Below are 20736 nucleotides of genomic sequence, written 5' to 3' on the forward strand. Positions count from 1 at the left end.
GCAGCCAATAAAACTGCTACGCTTAAAAGTCTAACTTTTTGGGGTCACATCATGGAACGGCTTCCTTTTTTCTATCAAAGGTCCATAAGAATCTATTATGCTTCTTTCCAATAGTCAGGTGTTACATCCCTGCCTAAATCTTCTAACAATTTCCGGTCACTTCTTATGGTAGCGCAGGCAACGGTAGTCAGCATATTTCCGGTAATGGTTGCAGATGCACCAGCCTGAAAAGCAGTTTCACCATCGTTGGTAAGCAGCGCACGGCCGGCAGCCAGACGGATATTTGCATCCGGATTGATATAACGGAAGAATGCGATGGTACGCAGAATATCATCTTCACTTAACTGCGGCAGATTTTCTAAAGGAGTTCCCGGGATTGGCATTAAAGCATTGATTGGAATAGAATCAATTCCCAGTTCAGCTAAACTTACTGCCATATCCAGACGGTCTTCCCAGGTTTCGCCCATTCCGATAATACCACCGGAGCAGGCGCACATGCCTTCCGCTTTTACTTTCTTTAAAGTTTCAATTTTCATATCGTAGGTATGGGTGGTGCAGATATTTGGAAAATTCCGGCGTGATGTTTCTATATTATGATGATAGCTGGTAACGCCTGCCTCATGAAGGCGGTGCAGTTGTTCTTCGTCTAAAAATCCCATGGAAGCACATAAATCGATTTTGCATTCCCGATGCATGGATTCAAAGGCGTGAATGGCTTTTTCAAACTCCGAACCGGTCAGTGCTTTTCCCGCAGTTACGATAGAAAATCGGTCAACGCCTTCGCTTTCGTTCATTTTGCAGGCTTTGATGATATCTTCTTCCGGCAGGAAGTCATATACTTCGCAGTTGGTATGGTTATGTGCAGACTGGGCACAATATTTACAGTCTTCCGGACAGCGTCCGCTTCGTCCGTTTATGATAGAACATAAATCTACTTTATCTCCAATTCTTGCAGCACGGATTTCGTCGGCTCCTTCGCATAATTCCTTTAAATCGCAGGTAAGAAAAAAGGATAAATCATCCTCTCTCGTAATGCGTCGTCCGTCAATAATTTCCTGTGCCAGTGTCAGTGCATCCATGGTTTGTCTCCTTTGTATCTGTATGAATTTTACAGTTCTTTATGATAAACAAAAATCAATAGAATGTCAACCTACAATAATACATAAGTTGACAATACAAAAACAGGAAAAACTGGTATAATGAAAGATAATGAGATGAAAAAGTAAAGAGAAAGGAATGGCAGATGAAAAAATACAAAATCACAGATATTATTGAGGATGAATTCGGCTGTGAAGGACGGCCGGAGGGGGAAGAACCGATGGTTACGATTCTTCTGGTGGATGACACCGGAAAACAGCGCAGCATCCGTATGGCGGATAAGCTGGCTTATGAAAAGAAACTGGATATCGGAGCGGAAATGGAGCTGCCGGAAGAAGAGATAATGACATTAAACGGAAAAGAATATAAAGTGAAAAAACTGCTTGGAAAGGGGAAAGGCGGCTATTCCTATCTTGTGACAGATGGGGAGAAGGAATATGTCCTGAAACAGATTCACCATGAACCATGCAGTTATTATCAGTTTGATAATAAGTTAGAGGCTGAAAAAAGGGATTATAAACGGCTTATGGAAATTGGAATTACTATGCCAAAGCTGCTTGATATCGATGAGACACAGGAACGCATTTTAAAGGAATACATTCCGGGAGACACTGTCTATCAGCAGGTGGAAAAGGACGCACTGCCGGAAATCTGCCTGCAACAGGTAAAAGAAATGTGCACAAAGTTATATGCTGCACATACAAATATTGATTATTTCCCTACAAATTTTATCCTGTGGCAAAATGTCCTCTATTATGTGGATTATGAGTGTAATGCCTATATGGAAGAATGGAATTTTGAAAACTGGGGAATCAAGTACTGGTCTAAGACAAAAGAATTCTTAGAATATGCACAGACCCATTAATAAGACTTAAGAGATTCTTAGAAATCTAAAATATTCATAAAAGGATTGCCGGGGACAAAATCTTTGTGATACAATAATCCAAAGCATAAAATACAATCCAGATAGCATTTTCTTTTATTCCATTCTGGCAGTCTTAAGCGTTATGACATTTCTGTATCGATCTATGCTTTTTATACCATCTATTAAATAAAAAGCAGGAGAAGTTACAGGAAAAGGAGTATGTAGCAGCTTCCTGCAAATCAAAGGAGGAACTACATATGACAAAGAAAGTACCAGCAGCAAACCGCAATTATAAGGATACGATTTTTCGTATGATTTTTTCAGACAGGGAGTCACTTCTATCACTCTATAATGCGGTAAACAAACGGAATTATACCAATCCCGATGACTTGGAAATTGTAACATTGGAAAATGCTATTTATATGGGAATGAAAAATGATCTGGCATTTATTTTAGACATGAATCTCTATCTTTATGAACATCAGTCTACAGTAAATCCCAATATTCCTCTTCGGGACTTGTTTTATATTGCAGCGGAATACCAGAAACTCATCGACCGGAAATCGTTATATTCATCTGCAATTCAAAAGATTCCGACTCCCGGCTTTTTTGTTTTTTATAATGGAATAGAGCCGTTAGAGGACTGTTGCATCAGCCGGTTGTCAGATGCTTTTTTACATACCGGAGCAGAACCGGCATTGGAACTGATTGTGACAACATTAAATATCAATGAAGGACATAATTGCGAATTAATGCAGCATTGCCGAAAATTAAAGGAGTATGCGCAGTATGTGGCGAAAGTCAGAAAGTATGCAGAGCAGCTTCCGCTGGAGGATGCTGTGGAACGAGCGGTTACAGAATGCATCCGGGAGAATATACTTGCTGATTTCCTGAAAAAGAATCGTGCGGAGGTAGTTGCGATGAGTATTTTCGAATATGATAAAGTGGAAGAAGAAAAGAAACTTCGCAAAGCGGAGTTTGAGGCAGGGGTAGAACAAGGTGAAAAACAGGCATCTGTTAAAGCAGCAACCCGGATGCTCAGGATGGGCAGCTTTTCTTTGGAGCAGATAGCAGAAATTTCAGGATTATCTGTGGATGAAATCAAAGGATTAACAGAATAAATTTTTTTGAAAATTAATAATAATATTTCTCAACAGGATAACCGGAACTTGGTTATCCTTATTTTTGTGCTATAATTCCGATTAGACACGACTAACTTGCACGAAAGAAGGAGAAGCGCTACAATATGCAGTCAATCATGTGAACTTTACCATTAACGAGGGAGAATTTGTGGTGATTTTAGGACAGTCAGGAGCAGGAAAATCGACGGTAGTTAGGTCAGATGATAGATAAAAGCATCGACCGTGATTATTCAGCCATTGTAGACAGAAAATCTATTCCGGGACTGGCGCGGTTAGACAGTGAGTTAGAGCAGCATCAGTCATTTTCCTATCTGTTTGTGATCATTTTTGTGGGAATCGCAATCTTAGTAATTGCAACATCCATGGGAAGAATGGTAGAACAGCAGCGTACCCAGATAGGAACCATGAATGCCCTTGGTTTGAAACGGCATAAAATCATGCTGCATTATATCAGTTTCAGTCTTGTTGTTTCGGTAGTTGGAGTCGTTCTTGGACTGTTGGCAGAAACTTTGTGGGGAAGCCCGGCAGTCATTGGTATGTTTGCAAACTGGTATATCGTGCCGGGTCTGCATTCGGTATTCCATCCGATGTATTTTATCATTGCAGCAGGCATTGTGGCAGTATGCGTACTTGCTTCCTATATCAGCTGCCGGAAACTGCTTCATATTAAGCCGGCAGAGGCATTGCGGCCGGCAGCACCGAAGAAGGGAAAGAAATGCATTTTTGAGAGACTGCCATTCTGGAAAAAACTTTCCTTTACCAGCCAGTACAATCTCAGGGATATTTCCAGAGCCAAGTTAAGAAGCTTTATGTGTGTAATTGGAACGGCAGTCGGTATGTTGCTGATGATATATGCAGTCGGCTGTAATGAACTCTTAGGCAGTATGATAGAGATTAACTTTAATCGCGTAACCGTAGGTGAGTACCAGATTAAATTTTCAGAAGATGCCAAGACGGAAGATGTAGACGATATGGCAGAGGAACTGGATGGCGAAGTGGTAATGGTAAATCAGGTAGAAGTGGCAAAGAAGAAAAATGCATCAGCCGTAAGCTGGCAGCCGACCTTGATGTAAAGGTAGGAGATACCGTATACTGGCATCTTTATACGAAAAATACCTGGTATGAAGCAAAGGTTGGAACCATTTACCGAAGCCTTGAATCCCAGGGAATCACATATTTGAGAGAAGACTATGAGAAAACAGGGGCAGAATATACACCGGGATTTCTGATGACGAATGAAGGAGCGGCAGAAGATAAAGCTGACCTTAGTTATGTAACCGGGGTGAACAGTAAAAGTGAGATGCAGGCGGCGTATGAAAACAGCATGTCGGTAATCAATATGATGGTTGTTATGATGGCGGTATTTTCAATACTTATGATAGTTGTGGTATTGTATAATTCCGGAGTCCTTTCCTTTAATGAAAGAGTAAAAGAATTTGCAACATTAAAGGTACTGGGTTTACAATCTTCTAAAATAAGAAAAATACTGAGCATACAGAATCTGTGGCTGAGCATCATCGGAATCCTTATTGGAGCACCGCTTGGAAATGTGTCATTAAATGCAATGATAAATACCAATGGAGAGAATTTCGATTATAATCTGTCACTGGCACCGGTGGATTATATCATAGCCGGTATTCTGGTTATGATAATTTCGATGTTGGTAAGCTTTATGTTCTCAAAACGAATCCGCAGTCTCAATATGGTAGAAACCTTAAAAGGTGTAGAGTAAGCGGAGAATAAGTGGATGAATAGACCTTTTCTTTTCAGAACCCTTGTGGTATTCTGAGAGAAAAGGTCTTTGTATATGGAAAGAACCTATGAAAAGATACAGGAGAGAGAAAAATGCCAGTTTTTGACTTTAGCAATGCACCGGGTGAGAAGAAAACAGAGTCCGTATGCACTTATACAACGTTTCAGTCCAATGAGAAGGAGAAGACGGCGGATGAGCCGATTCTTGTATTAGATAATAAAAAACGTCAGTGGAAACATCATTCCGGAGGAGTGTTTGCAAACCAGAGCCAGCAGACTGCTTTTGAATTTAAAGAGGAAAGCGAGACTTACAGCGCAGATATTTTAAAAATAGATGCACGTTTCGTCAGCCTGATTAAATGGCTGGGAGAAAATCATATCAGTGTGCGCCTTTCGGGAGAGAACCGGGAAGAGGGGTATGCTGTATACAAGATTCGGGAGACAACCTTTGGCGCAGGAACCAAATTGTCTGCAGAGGATGGATTTTTACAGTTTATGATAGAGAGACTTCTTGCCAGCAGTGCACCGACAGAGGAAATGGACGAGGAAGAAGAGGATGAAAATGGAGATGATATGAAGCTGACCAGCTTACAGAGCATTTCCGATTTTATGACCTGCGCCGGCAGAACCATGCCGGATAATATCCGTCTCTGGGCGAGAAGAAATCTTGCAGTAGCACGCTCCCATGAGGTATCACCGGAGGAACGCCGTCATGCCCAGAGAGCATTGTCCATTATGATGAATATCCAGTGGAAGAGCAATTATTTTGAGGCAATTGATCCGGTAGAAGCAAGAAAGATTCTGGATGAAGAGCTATATGGCATGGAGAAAGTAAAACAGCGTATCATGGAAACTATCATTCAGATTAACAGAACCCATACCCTGCCGGCATATGGACTGCTTCTGGTGGGACCGGCAGGAACCGGAAAATCCCAGATAGCCTATGCGGTAGCAAGAATCTTAAAGCTGCCTTGGACAACGCTGGATATGAGTTCCATCAATGACCCGGAGCAGCTGACCGGAAGCTCCCGCATTTATGCCAATGCAAAGCCGGGAATTATTATGGAAGCATTTTCCATGGCGGGAGAATCCAATCTGGTATTTATTATCAATGAGTTGGATAAAGCAGCATCCGGCAAAGGAAACGGAAACCCGGCAGATGTGCTGTTAACCTTGTTGGATAACCTTGGATTTACCGACAATTATATGGAATGTATGGTTCCGACCGTGGGAGTTTATCCGATTGCTACTGCTAACAATAAAGCCGATATCAGTGCACCGATTTTATCCCGTTTTGCAGTAATTGATATCCCGGATTATACATCAGAAGAAAAGAAGATTATCTTCTCCCGGTTTGCACTGCCGAAGGTATTAAAACGAATCGGCCTGCATCAGGGTGAATGTGTTGTAACAGAGGATGGACTGGATGCAATTGTAGAGCAGTTTAAGCATACTTCCGGTATCCGTGATTTAGAACAGGCAGCGGAACATTTAGCAGCCAATGCCCTTTATCAGATCGAAGTAGACCATGTGCCATCCGTAACCTTTGATGCTGAAAATGTGAAGAAGCTGTTTGTGTAAAAGTGATTGGTAAGGAGAATAAGGATGAGCGGATATTTAATCAAAGATACAACAAAAGAAGAACGTGAGGCAATTGTTGCAGAATCCTTGGGAAATATTTCTGCAACCTGCGATGGATGCAGTGCCGGAATCGTGGAAATGTATCAGGCATACATTGATGGAGAGAAGGAACTCCGGGAGATTAATATGGAATTCAATGCCCGGTATGTAAGCGGCATGGAAGGACCGGAACGCCGGGGATGCCCGATGGAATAAAGGCGGTTTACATAATATAAAGGAGAAGGAAAAATGAGCAAAGAAAAAACAGAATACAGATTTAACGTGCATGCGGCACCGGCAGTGATTAACCAGGTGATTCAGAATTATCTGACAGCCAACCAGTATGTACAGATACCAAAGCCAAATGCCAATTATTATTTCTTCAATGACCCGTGGATGAAGGGAAAACGTTCTATAGAATATTACATTCATGGAACAGAAGTGATTGTGCTGGCATATATGGGAACTTTTGAGAAACCAAGAGGGCTGGAAGGCTTTGTAGGTGCCATTCCAAAGAAATCTTTCCGGGATGATTTAGAACCGCTGTTTGTAGAACTGCATCGCATTGATATGATGGGTATGGCACCACAGCAGGGAATGCCAATGCAGCAGGGAATGCCAATGCAGCAGGGAGCACCGATGCAGCAGGGCATGCCACCACAGCAGGGGTATATCCCGCCACAGAACAGTGCCAATCAGTTTGTGGAGAAATCCAGAAAGACAAGGGAGAACTGGACGATTGCAGGTTTTGTAATCAGCTTGGTGGGACTGCTGTTATCCTTCTTTGGTATTACATACGGAGCAATTATAATTGTGCTGGAATTCTGGTGTGGATTCCAGGGCTTACAGACGAAGAAAAAAGGACTTGCAATTGCAACCATTGTGCTGGCTGGAATCAGCGTGCTGCTTTTAATCCTGTCAATCGTGTATACTGCAAGCCATCCGGTGAGAAGTTACAGGTATTATTAAAAGGAAATGTAAAATAAAAGAAGAGAGGTGACGGAGATGAAAATAGCTGTATTACACGGAGCGATTATTAATGCCGGCGATTTTTTGATAAAGAACCGGGCAATTTCATTACTGAAATATTTTTATCCAGACAGTGAAATCGTGGAATATTATCGAAATCAGAGTCTGGAAGAAAAACTTCCAGAAATAAATGCCTGCGATATTTTAGTGTTTGCCGGTGGACCTGGATATTGTAATGGATTTTATCCAAGGATGGCACCAGTTACAGATGATTTAAATAAAATTAAAATCCCAGTTATGCTCCTTGGCATGGGATGGTGGGAACACAATTCAGATGTGGTCAGCCAGTATAGTTATCAATTTGAAGAACCTATGAGGGCACTGTTTCAGAAAGCAATGGAAAAAGGCCTGAAGATGGGATGCAGGGATATTGCAACCGTGAATGTATTGCGCAACAATGGTTACGATAATATAGCGATGACAGGTTGTCCGGCATGGTATGATTTGGAACATATTGGAATTACAAGATATACCGGAAAAGGGCTGACATCCAGTAGAAAAATCTGTATTTCGGATTGCGGAAACATGGCGAATTGGGGTCTGGCAGTAGAATTGACCCAGTTTGTAAGAAGATTCTTTGGAAACTGTGAAATATATTTTGTCTGCCATAGAGGCTTCCCGGATGCAAGGCTTGGAATAGAACCAATTATGAAGGAACTGAATGTGCATTTTATGGATATATCAGGCAGTGATGAAGGATTTAAAGTATATGATGACTGCGATTTGCATATCGGATTTCGTGTACATGCTCATATCTATAACCTTTCCAGAAGAAACCTCTCCATATTACTGGAAGAAGATGCAAGAGGAAGCAGCCTCAATGAAACATTGGGACTGCCTGAGATTAAGACAAAGTATCTTCAGGTAGAAAAAGGAGCATTACAGTACCATATCAATGATAAGATGATTTACCAGGTGGAGGATGCACTTCTTAATCTTGCAGAGAATCATTATTGCAGCATGGAAAATGCATATCGCATGATGAATCAGTATTTTGAAAATATGAAACGTCACATTTTATCCATTAAAGATATTATATAAGAATGAAAATAAAAGAGATAACCCCGGTGTCAGTGATGCCGGGGCTATTTTACGCAAGAAGCTGTTGCAGGCAGGCACTACAGACCGGTAACAGGAGGAAAAAATATTTTCTTAAAATTGCACTAAGTTTTCCAAAGAAACGTCCGATAAATAGATTAGACAACAGAAATGCGAATCATTTCAAGGAAGAAAGGAGATGCCGTTATGCGTATAGAAGCTTATAACCAGATCGCATCCATATATAAAACAAGTAAGACTGGTAAAGTACAGCAGCCATATGGTGTAAGCACAGGCAGGGATGAAGTGCAGATTTCCCAGTTGGGAAGAGATTACCAGATCGCAAAACAGGCAGTCGCAGAAGCTTCGGATATCAGGGAAGATAAAGTAGCAGAACTGAAAACAAGTGTCCAGTCAGGAAAATATGATGTGGATTCCGGAGATTTTGCAAGTATGTTACTGGCAAAATATAACGAAATGAAGAAGTAAGAAGTGAGGATAAGCCGTGGCTAGTTTGATGGAGGATTTGGCAGATGTACTTCTGCAGGAAGATAAACAATATCAGGAGTTGATTGTTCTTTCAAAAGAGAAGACAGATGTACTGGTTGCCGGAAATGTAAAGAGATTGGAAGAAATTACTGCAATGGAGCAGGAAATGACAGATGTGCTTCATGGATATGAAGTGCGCCGCAGAACCATCTTACAGGATATGGCAGATGTACTGGGTAAATCAAAGGATGATTTTACCATTGAGACCATGATACAGATACTGGAATCACAGCCAAAAGAACAAAGCCGCCTTATTTCACTTCGGGATAAACTTCACAGGACGTTAAAGGAAATGGCACAGCTAAACACACAGAATCAGGCACTGATTAAACAGTCCTTAGAGATGGTGGAGTTTGACCTGACCTTGTTTAAGAGCCTGCGGCAGGCACCGGAAACGGCAAATTATAACAAATCTGCATACAATACCGGAGATTTGTTAGGAAGCAGTGCTTTTGACACGAAACAGTAGGCAGGAGGAAAAGTACCATGGCAAATGGAATGGGAAGTTTATATATTGGTTCTTCTGGACTTCGGACAAGCCAGAATGCCTTGAATACGACAGCAAATAACCTTGCGAATGTTGACACAACCGGATATGTGCGCCAGCAGGTCATTCAGGCGGACCGCCATTACAATACATTTGATAAAAATGCAGCAATCAGTAATCAGCAGTCCGGACTTGGTGTAAGTATTGCAGATGTCATTCATTCAAGAGATATATTTTTAGATAAATCATATCGGACAGAGACTGGAAGACAGTCTTTTTATTCCGCATGCTACTCTGCAACAAATGAAATCTATACTTATTTTCAGGAGCTGGAGGGAGAAGCATTCCAGGATAGTATCTCATCTTTATATACTGCATTTGAAGAGTTCTCCAAAGATCCTTCTGATTCTGTAAACCAGAACCTTGTAATGCAGAAATCGAGTCTGTTTATCAGCCGGGCGAAAGCCGTTTACACAAGTTTACAGAACTATCAGAATAATTTAAATACAAAAATTTCCAAGGACATTGACCGGATCAATGAACTGGGAAAGAAAATCTATGATTTAAATGAGAACATTGTAAAAATCGAGGCTGGTGGAGTCGAGACTGCAATGGAATTAAGGGACCAGCGGGATAACGCACTGGACGAACTGGCAGGTCTGGTTCATATCGACTATGATGAGAAATACGATGGAACTGTATTTGTTTCAATAGAAGGTGTTGATTTCGTAAATCGTGCCCAGGTATATGAGATGGGAAAAAGCGTAGATGATGAGACCGGTTATATTACACCATACTGGCCGCAGATGTCAGATACGAATCGTGGACAGACAGCCGATGTATTTAACTTTAATGTAGATATTTCGTCTGCTTATAACACTGACATCGGAGAATTGAAGGCACTGGTAATGCAGCGTGGAAATTATGTGGCAGATTACCGTGATATAGAAGGAAAATCCCGTCAGGAATATAATGATGGTGCAGGAATGTCTGTAATGCTTTCTACAGAAGCAGAATTAGACCAGCTGGTACATAAACTGGTTACAGCAATCAATGATATCTTCTGTCCGAATGTAGAATATGCCGGCACAGATTTAACCGGAACAACAGCAGATGGAAATGCGTTTACCATTACACAGGGGATGAAAGTTTTAGATACAGATAACTGCGCAGTAGGAAGTGATGGAAAGCTTCCGCCACAGGAGCTATTTTCCAGGGTAGGAACGGATCGCTATACAGAGGTGAATGTAACGGATGCGGCTGGAAATACCAGGACATACTATGTATACAATGAGGAAAGTGCAACAGATATTTCTAAAATGTATACCTTGTCCAGCCTTAAGGTAAATGATGAAATTATCAGCCAGCCATCTTACATCCCGCATCTGACACAGGATAGTAATAATAAACAGGTAGCGCAGCAGCTTGGTACCGCATTTACAGAGATGTGGAAGAAGAGTGAGATTTCTTTGAATCCAAATGCTACCAGTAAATGTACCTTTATGGAATATTATGCACAGATGATTGGTGAAACAGGAACAGCAGGTTCTGTTTACAATACCATGTCAGAGACACTGAATAACACGGTAAATACCGTTGATAATAAGCGTCAGCAGGTAATCGGAGTTTCTTCTGACGAGGAACTGACCAGTATGATTCAGTTCCAGAATGCTTACAATGCAGCCAGCCGTTTTATGAATGTGGTAAGTGACATGATAGAGACATTAATTAACGGATTGTAATATAGAAGAGGTGGGAATATGCCGTCACAATTTTTTGGATTAAATATAGCAGCATCTGCATTAAATGCATTTCAGGCATCTGTAAATACTGCTGCCAATAACGTATCTAATGTACAGACCAAGGGTTACAGTAAACAGGTAACGAATAAAGAAGCCGGTGAAGGAATGCGTGTCAATGCAAAATACGGAACCACCGGAACCGGAGTAAATGCGGTTTCTGTCACACAGCTCCGGGACAGCTATTATGACACGAAATACTGGAATAATAATGGAAACCTTGGATTGTATCAGAAACGTCTTTACTATATGGAACAGATTCAGACATATTTTACAGATGATGATACGGAAAAGGGTTTTTCCACATTGTTAAAAACCATGTTTAACAATCTGGATACCACACAGCATACGAACTTTGATGAAAATGTAAGAAAGCAGTTTATCGGAAGTGCCCAGAGTCTTGCTACCTATTTTAACGGAGTTGCTACGAACCTTCAGGAATTACAGGGAACCTTAAACAATGAGATTAAGTCTACTGTAGATAATGTAAACTCCATTGCAGAGAAAATTGCATTGATTAATAAGCAGATTAATCAGGTGGAAATCAATGGTGGACATGCCAATGAGCTGAGAGATAAGAGAGCACTTTTGGTGGATGAACTTTCCGCAATTGTTCCGGTTGAAATATCAGAAGTGCCGATTACCAACAGTAACTATCCGGATATGGATCTTGGAATTAATAAATACACCGTGAAAATTAATGGACAGACCATGGTGGACGGATACGATTACCGTACCCTCTCTTATGAAGCGAGAGAGCAGAAGATTAACCAGACTGATATTGATGGATTGTACGACCTGACCTGGTCAGATACCGGAGTAAAATTCAATGCAGCCAGTGCATCCATGGGTGGAAGTTTAAGAGCTTTGTTTGAAATGCGGGATGGAAATAATGCAGAAAACTTTACCGGTAAAATAGGAACAGAAGCCGGAAGTATCCGGAATACTGTGGTAGATGGAAGAACCGTAACGCAGATTACCGTAAAGAATCCATCTATGACGGATGTAGAGAAATTATCCATTGCAGAACAGGGAATCATAACCGTATTAAACAATGATTATCTTTATTCCGATTTTACCATGAATGCAGATGGAAGTTATACTTTTACATTAAAGCAGGAGTTAAATGCATCCCAGAGAAGCAAGTTCTTAGGAGAAAGTGTCAGCATTGGAAAGAGTGTGGATGCCATGGGAATCCCGTACTATATGTCCCAGATGAACCAGTTCTTAAGAAGCTTTACCAAAGCATTTAATGATATTGAACGTGGAGACGCAGCTGATCCGGCAGTGGATTTAAATGGAAAAGAAATGGGAAGTTTTTTTGTGGGAAAGAAAGCTTTAGGCGGAGAATATGATTTTACAGATACACAGATATCCTCCGGTTCCAATACCTATTATCAGCTGACAGCATTAAACTTTGCTGTAAATTCAGAGTCCATAACAGACCCGGGAAGATTTGCAGCAGTAACCAGGTCAGAGTACACCGATGGTGTGGATAAATATACATTGCTGGATAGCTTGAAGAAATTAGAGAGTGATACCAAGCTTTACCGTGGAACGGGGGCAGATGATTTCTTACAGTGTCTGCTTTCGGATATTTCTGTAGATACAGAAGAAGCGGAGCTTTTCAGCAAGAATTATTCCAATATAGAGTCGACTATCGATATGCAGAGACAGTCTGTATCCGGTGTAGATGAAGATGAAGAAGCACTGGACTTAGTAAAATTCCAGAATGCATATAATCTGGCATCCAAGATGGTTTCTGTTATGGCAGAGATGTATGACAGATTAATCTTAGAGACCGGAGTATAAGGAGGTTTGTTAGAATGAGAGTAACCAATAACATGATCATGAGCAATACCAAAATAAATATCAATGGAAACAAGACCAATGTGAATACATTGAATAATCAGATGACTTCACAGAAGAAAATCAGCAGGCCATCCGATGACCCGGTTATTGCTATCCGTGCACTTCGGCTGCGCAGCAGTTTAAGCCAGATTAATCAGTATTATGAAAAAAATATTCCGGATGCAGAGGCATGGTTAGATGTTACCGAAACCTCTCTTACTAACATGAAAAAGCTGCTGACTACCATTCACACCCAGTGTGATGCAGGAGCCAATGGAACACTGACGGAAGAAAACCGTAAGACTATTTTAAAGCAGTTACAGTCCTTAAGTGACCAGATTTATTCTGAAGGTGATGCAGATTATGCAGGAAGAACAGTATTTACCGGTTATAAGACGAATTCAACCTTGACATTCCAGGCAGACAGCAAAGAGACATATAATATCAGCGAGTATTTATCCGCAGATAAAATAGAAGAATATAATTATTCCTATGGAAATGTTAAGACACCGACAGCTGCAGACGTAGCTGCAAAGACAGCACCGGGTACACCGGAGAATACTACACTGCACAGATTGCGCCTTTCCTATGACAATATTACCGATATTACTGGTGGAAAAATCAGTTACAGTTATACAGACAAAGCAACCGGACAGATGACCATGAAGGAGCTGAATGTTACCACTGTTACCACTAGTGATCTGGAAGCGTCTTCTTATGCAATAGCAGATAATGACATCGTATTTAATAAAGACACCGGTGAATTTCTGATGGGAAAAACACTTGCATCCAATCTGAAATCATTAGGAGCAACGGTTTCTGTGAATTATGATAAGACCGGATTTTCCAAAGGAGAATTAAGACCGGAGAATTATTTTGACTGTACCAATAATACAGATGCGGCTAATCCAATCCAATATACTAATTTTGAAAACGGAAAGAGAGTCCGGCAGGATATTGAATATACCATTGCATCGAATCAGACTCTGGTGGTAAATACACAGGCAAGCACAGTGTTTAACTCTGATATTGCAAGAGATTTAGATAATCTTACTTCCATTGTGCAGTCGGCTATTGACGCACATAGTGTAGTGGACAACATTAAGGAAATGAAAGGCTTAAGCCAGTATTCTTCAAAGGACGACCAGGAATATTTGGAAAGCTGTCTGGCTGCTGCCCAGAAACAGGCAGATTATGCAGACCATCAGCTGCAGACAGTATTTAACAGGGGACTGACGAAATTCGAAGGCTATATGTCAGATGTAAACCTTGCAATCACGGATGTGGGAAGCAAGGGACAGCAGCTTGATATTACAAAGAACCGCATGTCTAATCAACAGCAGACAGTAGAAGCGTTAAAATCAGACAATGAGGATAAGGATTTATCAGAGATTATCATTGACTATACTTCTTCCTATACTGCATATCAGGCATCTTTACAGGCGGCCGCTAAATTAGAAAGACAGACTTTACTGGATTATCTGTAAGAAAGGAGAAACTGGCATGAAAGCAGCAACAAGATTGTTTGGGGAAATAGAAATAGACGAAAGCAAAATCATAACATTTGAGGACGGAATCATTGGATTTCCGGATATGAAGAAGTTTACCTTAATCTTCGATGAAGAAAAAGAAGGCAGACCATCCATTTCCTGGTTACAGTCCATGGACGAGCCGGAGATAGCATTTCCGGTAATGGATCCGCTGTTCGTTTGTGAAACATATAATCCAAGTGTGGAAGATGAATTGTTAAAGAACCTTGGAACCATAAAAGAGGATAACCTTTATGTACTGGTAACAGTTACCGTGCCACAGAATATCAAAGAACTTGCAGTGAACTTAAAAGCACCGATTGTAATTAATACAGACACAAGAAAAGCGAGTCAGATAATCGTAGAGGATGACCTGCCGGTAAGATACAGAATTTATGAAATTTTAGAAGAAGCAAAGAAGAAGGCAGGTGAATAAGATGCTGGCATTAACAAGAAAAAAGGGAGAATCCCTTGTTGTCAATAACAATATTGAGATAACAGTACTGGAAATCAGAGGAGACCAGATTAAAATCGGCATCTCAGCACCGAAAAATGTGCCGGTATACCGGAAAGAAGTATATTTACAGATTCAGAAGGAAAATGAAGCTTCTCTTAAAGCTGATGGGTTAGAAGCTTTGAAAAATTTACTGTAACCGCTAAATAAATTTACGGGTTCTACCGATATAAGAGTTAGAACAATGGTAAACGGAAATGACAAGAAGCACATGGAGGTGTAAGCAATGTCAATTGAATCAATCAGAAACAGTGGATCGGTGTATCAGGGAAGTTCTCCGGTTCAGGGAACAATAAGAGAAAGTTCCGCAGTAACAACAGAAGGATTACAGACAAGTGCAGATGAAATACAGCAGGAAAATGCCAGCGTATTAGAAAATGCAGCAGCACAGGGTCAGAATCCAGCAGAAGAAGAAAAAGCAACTGCCTCTTCCTCGGAACAGGTTAAGAAGGCGGTGGAGAGCATCAATCGCAGCCAGGCTCATACAGAAGCAATCTTTGGTATCCACGAAGGAACCAATCGTGTCACTATTAAGATTGTGGACAAAGAGAGCAAGAAAGTGATTAAAGAATATCCGCCGGAGAAGACACTTGACATGATACAGAAGCTCTGGGAGATGGCAGGGCTGATGGTAGACGAGAAGAGATAGGAGGTACTTAAGATGGCAATTCGAGTATCAGGATTAGCGTCAGGAATGGATACCGAGTCGATTGTTACACAGCTCGTATCTGCATATAATGTAAAGAAAAATACATATGTAAAAGCACAGACCAAGCTTTCCTGGAAGCAGGATGCATGGAAGACATTAAATAAAAAGGTAAAGAGTCTTTACAGTAACATGACAAGCTTAAAGTACAGTTCTGCGTATAAGACCAAGATGGCGTCGGTGTCAGATACTACTAAGGCAAGTGTCAGTGCAGAGGGTACTGCTGTAAACGGAAGCTACAGCTTAAAGATTAATCAGGTGGCAAAGTCCGGTTATCTTACCGGCGGCCAGTTAGCAGCCTCTACAACCGGAGCAACCAAGCTCAGCGAGTTATTGGGTGATGACAGCTTTACCGGTGGAAAGATTGAAGTGACATCTGCCGGAAAGACCAGCACAATCGAAGTGACGGCAGATACAACAATCAGTGATTTTGTATCAAAATTAAACAAAGCAGGAGTAAAGGCATCTTATGATTCGATAAATCAGAGAATTTATGTGGCAGCATCCGGTACGGGAGCAGCCAATGATTTCAGCCTGTCAGGAGTAGATGACAATGGAAGCACAGCATTAAAGGCACTGGGCTTGAGGGTAGCTTCCAAGAGCAATACAGAGAATTATAAGTCATGGGCAGCGTATGATGGACAGGATATAGCGCAGATTCTTGCGGATCTGCAGAATTCCAAGGATGCAATCTCAGCAGCCAATAACAGCATTACACAGTCGCGCTCTAAGATTTCCAGTTATACAACAAAGGTAAATTATGCATCTTCCTATGAGACCATGATGAATGCATATAAGGGACTTGATAATGCAGGAGAAATCCGTGATTTGGATGAACTGGCAGCTATGTCCAAAGCTGATTTATCCAAAACATATGAATTGGATGATGATGGAAACTTTAAAAGAGATTCAGAAGGAAAGCTGATTGTAGCAGACGATACAGTCGCAGATGATAAAAAAGCAACCGGTACAGACCGCCTGAATGCCCTTGCAGCCAAAGCAGGTCTTGTTGAGAAGAAGGATGAAAATGCCGGAGAAGATGCAAAACAGGTTACCATTGCAGAATTTGCGGCGGCAAAGGCAGCAGTAGACAAGTATGATGCCCAGGCAGCTGATGACACCCTGACAGCTGATGAAAAAGCGGATATGAATGATTTTATCACCAGTGTACAGCATGCTTATAAGGGGGCAGCAGATTCAGAATATGCATCCATAGAAGAACTTACCAATGCATACAATGATAAGATTACGAAAGAGCAGGACAGTATTACTGCCCAGAATCAGATTATCAGTGACAATAAGGCTGTTCTTGAAAAATATGCCCTGTTAGATAACGGGGAAGATCAGGCGACGCTAGAGGCACGTATTTCCTATGCGGTAAAACAGCTTGCCAATGCAGCTGACAAGACACAGTACAATACGGATGCAACCCGCGTAGATGGCCAGGATGCAGAGATTTATGTAAATAATGCAAAATATACGTCATCCTCTAACTCCTTCAGCATTAACGGACTGAAGATTGAGGCGCTGGCTTCAACAGAAGGCAGTGAGATTAATGTGACGGTAAAGAATGACGTAGACGGTGTATACAAGAAAATAAAAGATTTCTTAAAAGAATATAATTCCCTGATTAATGAGATGACTTCTCTTTATAACGCAGATTCTGCCAAAGGATATGAGCCGTTGACAACGGAAGAAAAAGATGCCATGACAGATTCTGAAGTCGAGGAATGGGAGAAGAAGGTAAAGAGTGCATTGCTTCGCCGGGATGACAGTTTAGGTAATCTTTTAAATTCCATGACCAGTGCCATGTATAAGGGATATACTGTGAATGGCAAGAGTTATAGCCTTTCCAGCTTTGGTATTTCAACCCTGGGATATCTCAATGCAGATGAGAATGAGGAAAATGCTTATCATATTGACGGTGATGCAGATGATTCTGCAGTTTCCTCTAAGACCAATAAGCTCAAACAGATGATAGAGAAAGACCCGGATACAGTTACGGCATTCATGCAGCAGCTTGTTACCGGTGTATACAATGAGATTGATACCAAGATGCGCTCTAATTCTCTGAGCAGTGCAATGACTGTTTATAATGATAAGCAGATGGCAAAAGAGTATAGCAATTATACTACCACCATTAAGAAGTGGGAAGATAAGATTACTTCGATGGAAGATTCTTATTATAAGAAATTTGCAGCAATGGAAACTGCACTGGCAAAATTACAGCAGTCTACCTCTTCACTGTCAGGTCTTTTGGGTTCATAAGAGCCGATAAATGTCAGTCACAGGCATAGACCTGTGATAATGTGAAAATACATGGAGGTAACACGATGACAATGAACAATGGATATGCAGCATATCAGAACAGTAAGATTATGACTGCTTCTCCGGCAGAATTGACACTGATGCTTTATGAAGGCGCCATCAAATTCTGTAATATTGCAATCATGGGAATTGAGGAGAATAATATCCAGAAAGCCCATACAAATATTGTAAAAGTAGAAAATATCATAGAAGAGTTTCAGGCAACCTTAAATCATAAGTATCCGGTTGCAAAGGACTTTGAAAATGTGTATAGGTACTTACAGGAACGCCTGGTTGAAGCAAACATGAAAAAAGATAAAGAAATCTTAGAGGAAGTACTGGTACACCTTCGCACCATGCGTGATACTTGGAAAGAGGTAATGAAGCTTGCACACAGCAAATAACAGCTATATTGAAATCTTAAAACAGAGCCTTACGAAAAAAATAGAACTGCTGGATACAATTATGGCATTAAATGTATTGCAGAAAGATATGCTGGAAAATCCGGATTTAGATCCGGATGAACTGGAAGAAAATCTGAACCGTAAGGCAGATCTGGTAGAGCAGTTATCAAAGTTAGATGACGGATTCAGCCAGATTTATGACCGGGTCCGAGCTGATTTGACAGAGAACCGTGGGGCATATTCGGAAGACATTGCTCAGATGAAGCGGGATATTACCGCAATCATGGACAAGAGCACTGCAATCCAGAGCCAGGAAAAACGCAATCAGGTATTGATGCAGCAGAAATTTACTTCCGTGAAGAAACAGATTAAGGAAGTAAAGAAATCCAGACAGGCGGTGAATTCCTATTACAGAAATATGATGAAAATGGAAACTCCGGGTTCCACATTTCTGGATGATAAGAAGTAGACTGGAAAAATTTAAAAAAATTTTCCATTTACTATAAAGTATCGAGACGACCGTCCGATATATATAACAAGTAAACAAGATATTGTTACTTAGCAGATGGATTTGAGGAGCGTACGGCCGATAAGATATCTGCAACAAAAAACAAGTAGTCGCAAGGAAGCGACGTTAAATTCAAGGAGGAATTAATTATGGTAGTACAGCACAATTTACAGGCAGCAAACACAAACAGACAGTTAGGTATCACAACAAGCGCACAGGCAAAATCAACTGAGAAATTATCTTCTGGTTACAAAATCAACCGTGCAGCAGATGACGCAGCAGGACTTTCCATTTCTGAGAAAATGAGAAGCCAGATCCGTGGTCTTAACAAAGCTTCTTCAAACGCACAGGATGGTGTATCTTTAGTACAGACCGCTGAGGGTGCATTAAATGAAACACATTCTATCTTACAGCGTATGAACGAACTTGCTACACAGGCAGCTAACGGAACTAACACAACTGTTGATAGAAGTGCTATCAAAGCTGAGTTGGATCAGTTAACATCTGAAATCGACCGTATCCAGTCTACCACACAGTTCAACACAATGAACCTGTTAGATGGTACTTTCTCTGGAGCAACAAACAAGATGAAATTACAGGTAGGTGCCCTTTCCGGACAGTCTATCGACTTCTCAATTGCTAATATGTGCGCATCAAAGATTGGTCTTAAGGCTGCTTTAAGTGTAAGTACATTTACAAAAGCTGGTTCTTACATGAAATCAGTTCAGGATGCAATCGAAGTTGTTTCTAAACAGCGTTCAGCAATGGGTGCTATCCAGAACCGTCTGGAGCATACAATTGCCAACCTGGATACCACATCTGAGAATACTCAGTCAGCAGAATCCCGTATCCGTGATACAGATATGGCTTCTGAAATGGTTACATACAGCAAGAATAACATCCTTGCTCAGGCAGGTCAGTCTATGTTAGCACAGGCTAATCAGTCTACTCAGGGTGTATTATCCTTACTTCAGTAATCATAAGTACTCAACCATAAAAGTAAAGCTGACCCGAAAGGGTCGGCTTTATTTTTTACTTTACAGGAAATTGCTTTCCTGTAAAGTAAAAAAACGCTCTGCGAGGATGCGCACTGCGGCGTATAAGCTAGATGGCGCAGGCGCGAGAATGTGCTAAGGCACATTCTTTGTTACACGGGTAGTGATAATTATTTTCTTAGTGACGAAAAGATTAGTATCATGTAGAATAGAAGAAAAGAGATAAGACGAGGTACTCTAAAGTGGAAGCAGGAAAGTATAGTCAATTACAAGAGGAAATGAAAGCAGTAATCCGGAAGCTGTATCAGAACCAGCAGGAGGAAACTTATCCATGGATTGGTGCACATATTCAGGAGATAAAGGATAGCCTGTTAGAACAAATTACATATTATACAGAAAAAGGTGAAACCGACGTAGCAATACAGGAACAGGCAGTTACTATATTGGAACATTTGATTCATGCATATCAGAATCATCAGATCATGGAACTGGCAGATTGCCTGAACTATGAATATGGCAGATATATGGGATGGGAGATATAAT

General features: G+C 41.0%; 23 protein-coding genes. 22 read left to right on the forward strand and 1 reads right to left on the reverse strand.

All coding sequences use genetic code 11. The annotated features are described in order from the left end of the window. Positions 1 to 95 precede the first annotated feature (95 nt). Positions 96 to 1079, reverse strand: a complete 984-nt coding sequence (gene bioB, locus DWV68_RS00005) for a biotin synthase BioB (RefSeq protein WP_118664649.1) — start codon at positions 1077 to 1079, stop codon at positions 96 to 98. Positions 1080 to 1243: 164 nt separating this feature from the next. Here bioB and DWV68_RS00015 point away from each other — a divergent pair, with 164 nt between their 5' ends. The 22 genes from DWV68_RS00015 (at position 1244) to DWV68_RS00120 (ending at position 20735) form a co-directional block, all read left to right on the forward strand. Beyond that, positions 1244 to 1963 (forward strand): hypothetical protein, encoded by a 720-nt coding sequence (locus tag DWV68_RS00015; protein ID WP_330419919.1) that lies wholly within the window; start codon positions 1244 to 1246, stop codon positions 1961 to 1963. A 257-nt stretch (positions 1964 to 2220) separates the two neighbouring features. Beyond that, on the forward strand, positions 2221 to 3084 hold the full coding sequence (locus tag DWV68_RS00020; RefSeq protein ID WP_118664651.1) for a hypothetical protein: 864 nt from the start codon (positions 2221 to 2223) through the stop codon (positions 3082 to 3084). 139 nt (positions 3085 to 3223) lie between these two features. Next, entirely contained in the window at positions 3224 to 3316 is a 93-nt protein-coding gene (locus DWV68_RS15030) for an ATP-binding cassette domain-containing protein (RefSeq protein ID WP_197420783.1), read from the forward strand. Next, positions 3306 to 4178: an FtsX-like permease family protein gene (locus DWV68_RS00030; protein ID WP_118639811.1), complete on the forward strand. Its 873-nt coding sequence runs from the start codon at positions 3306 to 3308 to the stop codon at positions 4176 to 4178. The genes DWV68_RS15030 and DWV68_RS00030 overlap by 11 nt, the downstream gene beginning before the upstream one ends. Before the next feature lie 104 nt (positions 4179 to 4282). Then, positions 4283 to 4837: an ABC transporter permease gene (locus DWV68_RS00035; RefSeq protein WP_118664653.1), complete on the forward strand. Its 555-nt coding sequence runs from the start codon at positions 4283 to 4285 to the stop codon at positions 4835 to 4837. 113 nt (positions 4838 to 4950) lie between these two features. Further along, a complete protein-coding gene (locus tag DWV68_RS00040) occupies positions 4951 to 6438 on the forward strand; it encodes an AAA family ATPase (protein ID WP_118664655.1) in 1488 nt (495 codons plus the stop codon). 24 nt (positions 6439 to 6462) lie between these two features. Continuing rightward, the gene (locus DWV68_RS00045) at positions 6463 to 6693 is read left to right on the forward strand and encodes a hypothetical protein (RefSeq protein ID WP_022244117.1); all 231 of its coding nucleotides are present in this window, start codon (positions 6463 to 6465) and stop codon (positions 6691 to 6693) included. 33 nt (positions 6694 to 6726) lie between these two features. Beyond that, entirely contained in the window at positions 6727 to 7446 is a 720-nt protein-coding gene (locus tag DWV68_RS00050; RefSeq protein ID WP_118664657.1) for a DUF4190 domain-containing protein, read from the forward strand. Positions 7447 to 7482: 36 nt separating this feature from the next. Continuing rightward, the gene (locus tag DWV68_RS00055) at positions 7483 to 8547 is read left to right on the forward strand and encodes a polysaccharide pyruvyl transferase family protein (protein ID WP_117841952.1); all 1065 of its coding nucleotides are present in this window, start codon (positions 7483 to 7485) and stop codon (positions 8545 to 8547) included. A gap of 204 nt (positions 8548 to 8751) precedes the next feature. After that, complete coding sequence (flgM, locus tag DWV68_RS00060; protein WP_117841495.1) at positions 8752 to 9033, forward strand: flagellar biosynthesis anti-sigma factor FlgM; 282 nt, start codon at positions 8752 to 8754, stop codon at positions 9031 to 9033. A gap of 16 nt (positions 9034 to 9049) precedes the next feature. Continuing rightward, complete coding sequence (locus tag DWV68_RS00065; protein ID WP_022242359.1) at positions 9050 to 9562, forward strand: flagellar protein FlgN; 513 nt, start codon at positions 9050 to 9052, stop codon at positions 9560 to 9562. Between the two features lie 17 nt (positions 9563 to 9579). Further along, positions 9580 to 11322, forward strand: a complete 1743-nt coding sequence (gene flgK / locus DWV68_RS00070; RefSeq protein WP_117841494.1) for a flagellar hook-associated protein FlgK — start codon at positions 9580 to 9582, stop codon at positions 11320 to 11322. Positions 11323 to 11340: 18 nt separating this feature from the next. Beyond that, on the forward strand, positions 11341 to 13191 hold the full coding sequence (gene flgK / locus DWV68_RS00075; protein WP_118088066.1) for a flagellar hook-associated protein FlgK: 1851 nt from the start codon (positions 11341 to 11343) through the stop codon (positions 13189 to 13191). 14 nt (positions 13192 to 13205) lie between these two features. Further along, positions 13206 to 14717, forward strand: coding sequence for a flagellin N-terminal helical domain-containing protein (locus tag DWV68_RS00080; RefSeq protein WP_118088067.1), 1512 nt, complete (start codon positions 13206 to 13208; stop codon positions 14715 to 14717). A gap of 16 nt (positions 14718 to 14733) precedes the next feature. Next, positions 14734 to 15195, forward strand: a complete 462-nt coding sequence (gene fliW, locus DWV68_RS00085; RefSeq protein ID WP_117841491.1) for a flagellar assembly protein FliW — start codon at positions 14734 to 14736, stop codon at positions 15193 to 15195. Between the two features lies 1 nt (position 15196). Further along, positions 15197 to 15412 carry a carbon storage regulator CsrA gene (gene csrA, locus DWV68_RS00090; protein WP_022242364.1) on the forward strand — a complete coding sequence of 72 codons (216 nt, stop codon included), beginning with the start codon at positions 15197 to 15199 and terminating at the stop codon, positions 15410 to 15412. A gap of 87 nt (positions 15413 to 15499) precedes the next feature. After that, positions 15500 to 15922 carry a flagellar protein FlaG gene (locus tag DWV68_RS00095; RefSeq protein ID WP_118664659.1) on the forward strand — a complete coding sequence of 141 codons (423 nt, stop codon included), beginning with the start codon at positions 15500 to 15502 and terminating at the stop codon, positions 15920 to 15922. A 12-nt stretch (positions 15923 to 15934) separates the two neighbouring features. After that, positions 15935 to 18247 carry a flagellar filament capping protein FliD gene (fliD, locus tag DWV68_RS00100; protein WP_118664661.1) on the forward strand — a complete coding sequence of 771 codons (2313 nt, stop codon included), beginning with the start codon at positions 15935 to 15937 and terminating at the stop codon, positions 18245 to 18247. 65 nt (positions 18248 to 18312) lie between these two features. Next, positions 18313 to 18690: a flagellar export chaperone FliS gene (fliS, locus tag DWV68_RS00105; RefSeq protein WP_118664663.1), complete on the forward strand. Its 378-nt coding sequence runs from the start codon at positions 18313 to 18315 to the stop codon at positions 18688 to 18690. Beyond that, the gene (gene flgN, locus DWV68_RS00110) at positions 18674 to 19159 is read left to right on the forward strand and encodes a flagellar export chaperone FlgN (RefSeq protein WP_118664665.1); all 486 of its coding nucleotides are present in this window, start codon (positions 18674 to 18676) and stop codon (positions 19157 to 19159) included. The genes fliS and flgN overlap by 17 nt, the downstream gene beginning before the upstream one ends. 188 nt (positions 19160 to 19347) lie before the next feature. After that, the gene (locus DWV68_RS00115) at positions 19348 to 20175 is read left to right on the forward strand and encodes a flagellin N-terminal helical domain-containing protein (protein WP_117946013.1); all 828 of its coding nucleotides are present in this window, start codon (positions 19348 to 19350) and stop codon (positions 20173 to 20175) included. Positions 20176 to 20435: 260 nt separating this feature from the next. Continuing rightward, positions 20436 to 20735: a hypothetical protein gene (locus DWV68_RS00120; protein WP_022242370.1), complete on the forward strand. Its 300-nt coding sequence runs from the start codon at positions 20436 to 20438 to the stop codon at positions 20733 to 20735. The last annotated feature ends 1 nt before the right edge of the window (position 20736 follow it).

Source organism: Roseburia sp. AF12-17LB (assembly GCF_003479605.1).
GTDB classification, from domain to species: Bacteria; Bacillota; Clostridia; order Lachnospirales; family Lachnospiraceae; genus Roseburia_C; species Roseburia_C amylophila.

Coding starts and splice junctions, on each gene's coding strand:
- bioB (WP_118664649.1), bottom strand. CDS start 1,079: ATGGATGCACTGACACTGGCACAGGAAATTATTGACGGACGACGCATT.
- DWV68_RS00015 (WP_330419919.1), top strand. CDS start 1,244: ATGAAAAAATACAAAATCACAGATATTATTGAGGATGAATTCGGCTGT.
- DWV68_RS00020 (WP_118664651.1), top strand. CDS start 2,221: ATGACAAAGAAAGTACCAGCAGCAAACCGCAATTATAAGGATACGATT.
- DWV68_RS00030 (WP_118639811.1), top strand. CDS start 3,306: ATGATAGATAAAAGCATCGACCGTGATTATTCAGCCATTGTAGACAGA.
- DWV68_RS00040 (WP_118664655.1), top strand. CDS start 4,951: ATGCCAGTTTTTGACTTTAGCAATGCACCGGGTGAGAAGAAAACAGAG.
- DWV68_RS00045 (WP_022244117.1), top strand. CDS start 6,463: ATGAGCGGATATTTAATCAAAGATACAACAAAAGAAGAACGTGAGGCA.
- DWV68_RS00050 (WP_118664657.1), top strand. CDS start 6,727: ATGAGCAAAGAAAAAACAGAATACAGATTTAACGTGCATGCGGCACCG.
- DWV68_RS00055 (WP_117841952.1), top strand. CDS start 7,483: ATGAAAATAGCTGTATTACACGGAGCGATTATTAATGCCGGCGATTTT.
- flgM (WP_117841495.1), top strand. CDS start 8,752: ATGCGTATAGAAGCTTATAACCAGATCGCATCCATATATAAAACAAGT.
- flgK (WP_117841494.1), top strand. CDS start 9,580: ATGGCAAATGGAATGGGAAGTTTATATATTGGTTCTTCTGGACTTCGG.
- flgK (WP_118088066.1), top strand. CDS start 11,341: ATGCCGTCACAATTTTTTGGATTAAATATAGCAGCATCTGCATTAAAT.
- DWV68_RS00080 (WP_118088067.1), top strand. CDS start 13,206: ATGAGAGTAACCAATAACATGATCATGAGCAATACCAAAATAAATATC.
- fliW (WP_117841491.1), top strand. CDS start 14,734: ATGAAAGCAGCAACAAGATTGTTTGGGGAAATAGAAATAGACGAAAGC.
- csrA (WP_022242364.1), top strand. CDS start 15,197: ATGCTGGCATTAACAAGAAAAAAGGGAGAATCCCTTGTTGTCAATAAC.
- DWV68_RS00095 (WP_118664659.1), top strand. CDS start 15,500: ATGTCAATTGAATCAATCAGAAACAGTGGATCGGTGTATCAGGGAAGT.
- fliD (WP_118664661.1), top strand. CDS start 15,935: ATGGCAATTCGAGTATCAGGATTAGCGTCAGGAATGGATACCGAGTCG.
- fliS (WP_118664663.1), top strand. CDS start 18,313: ATGACAATGAACAATGGATATGCAGCATATCAGAACAGTAAGATTATG.
- DWV68_RS00115 (WP_117946013.1), top strand. CDS start 19,348: ATGGTAGTACAGCACAATTTACAGGCAGCAAACACAAACAGACAGTTA.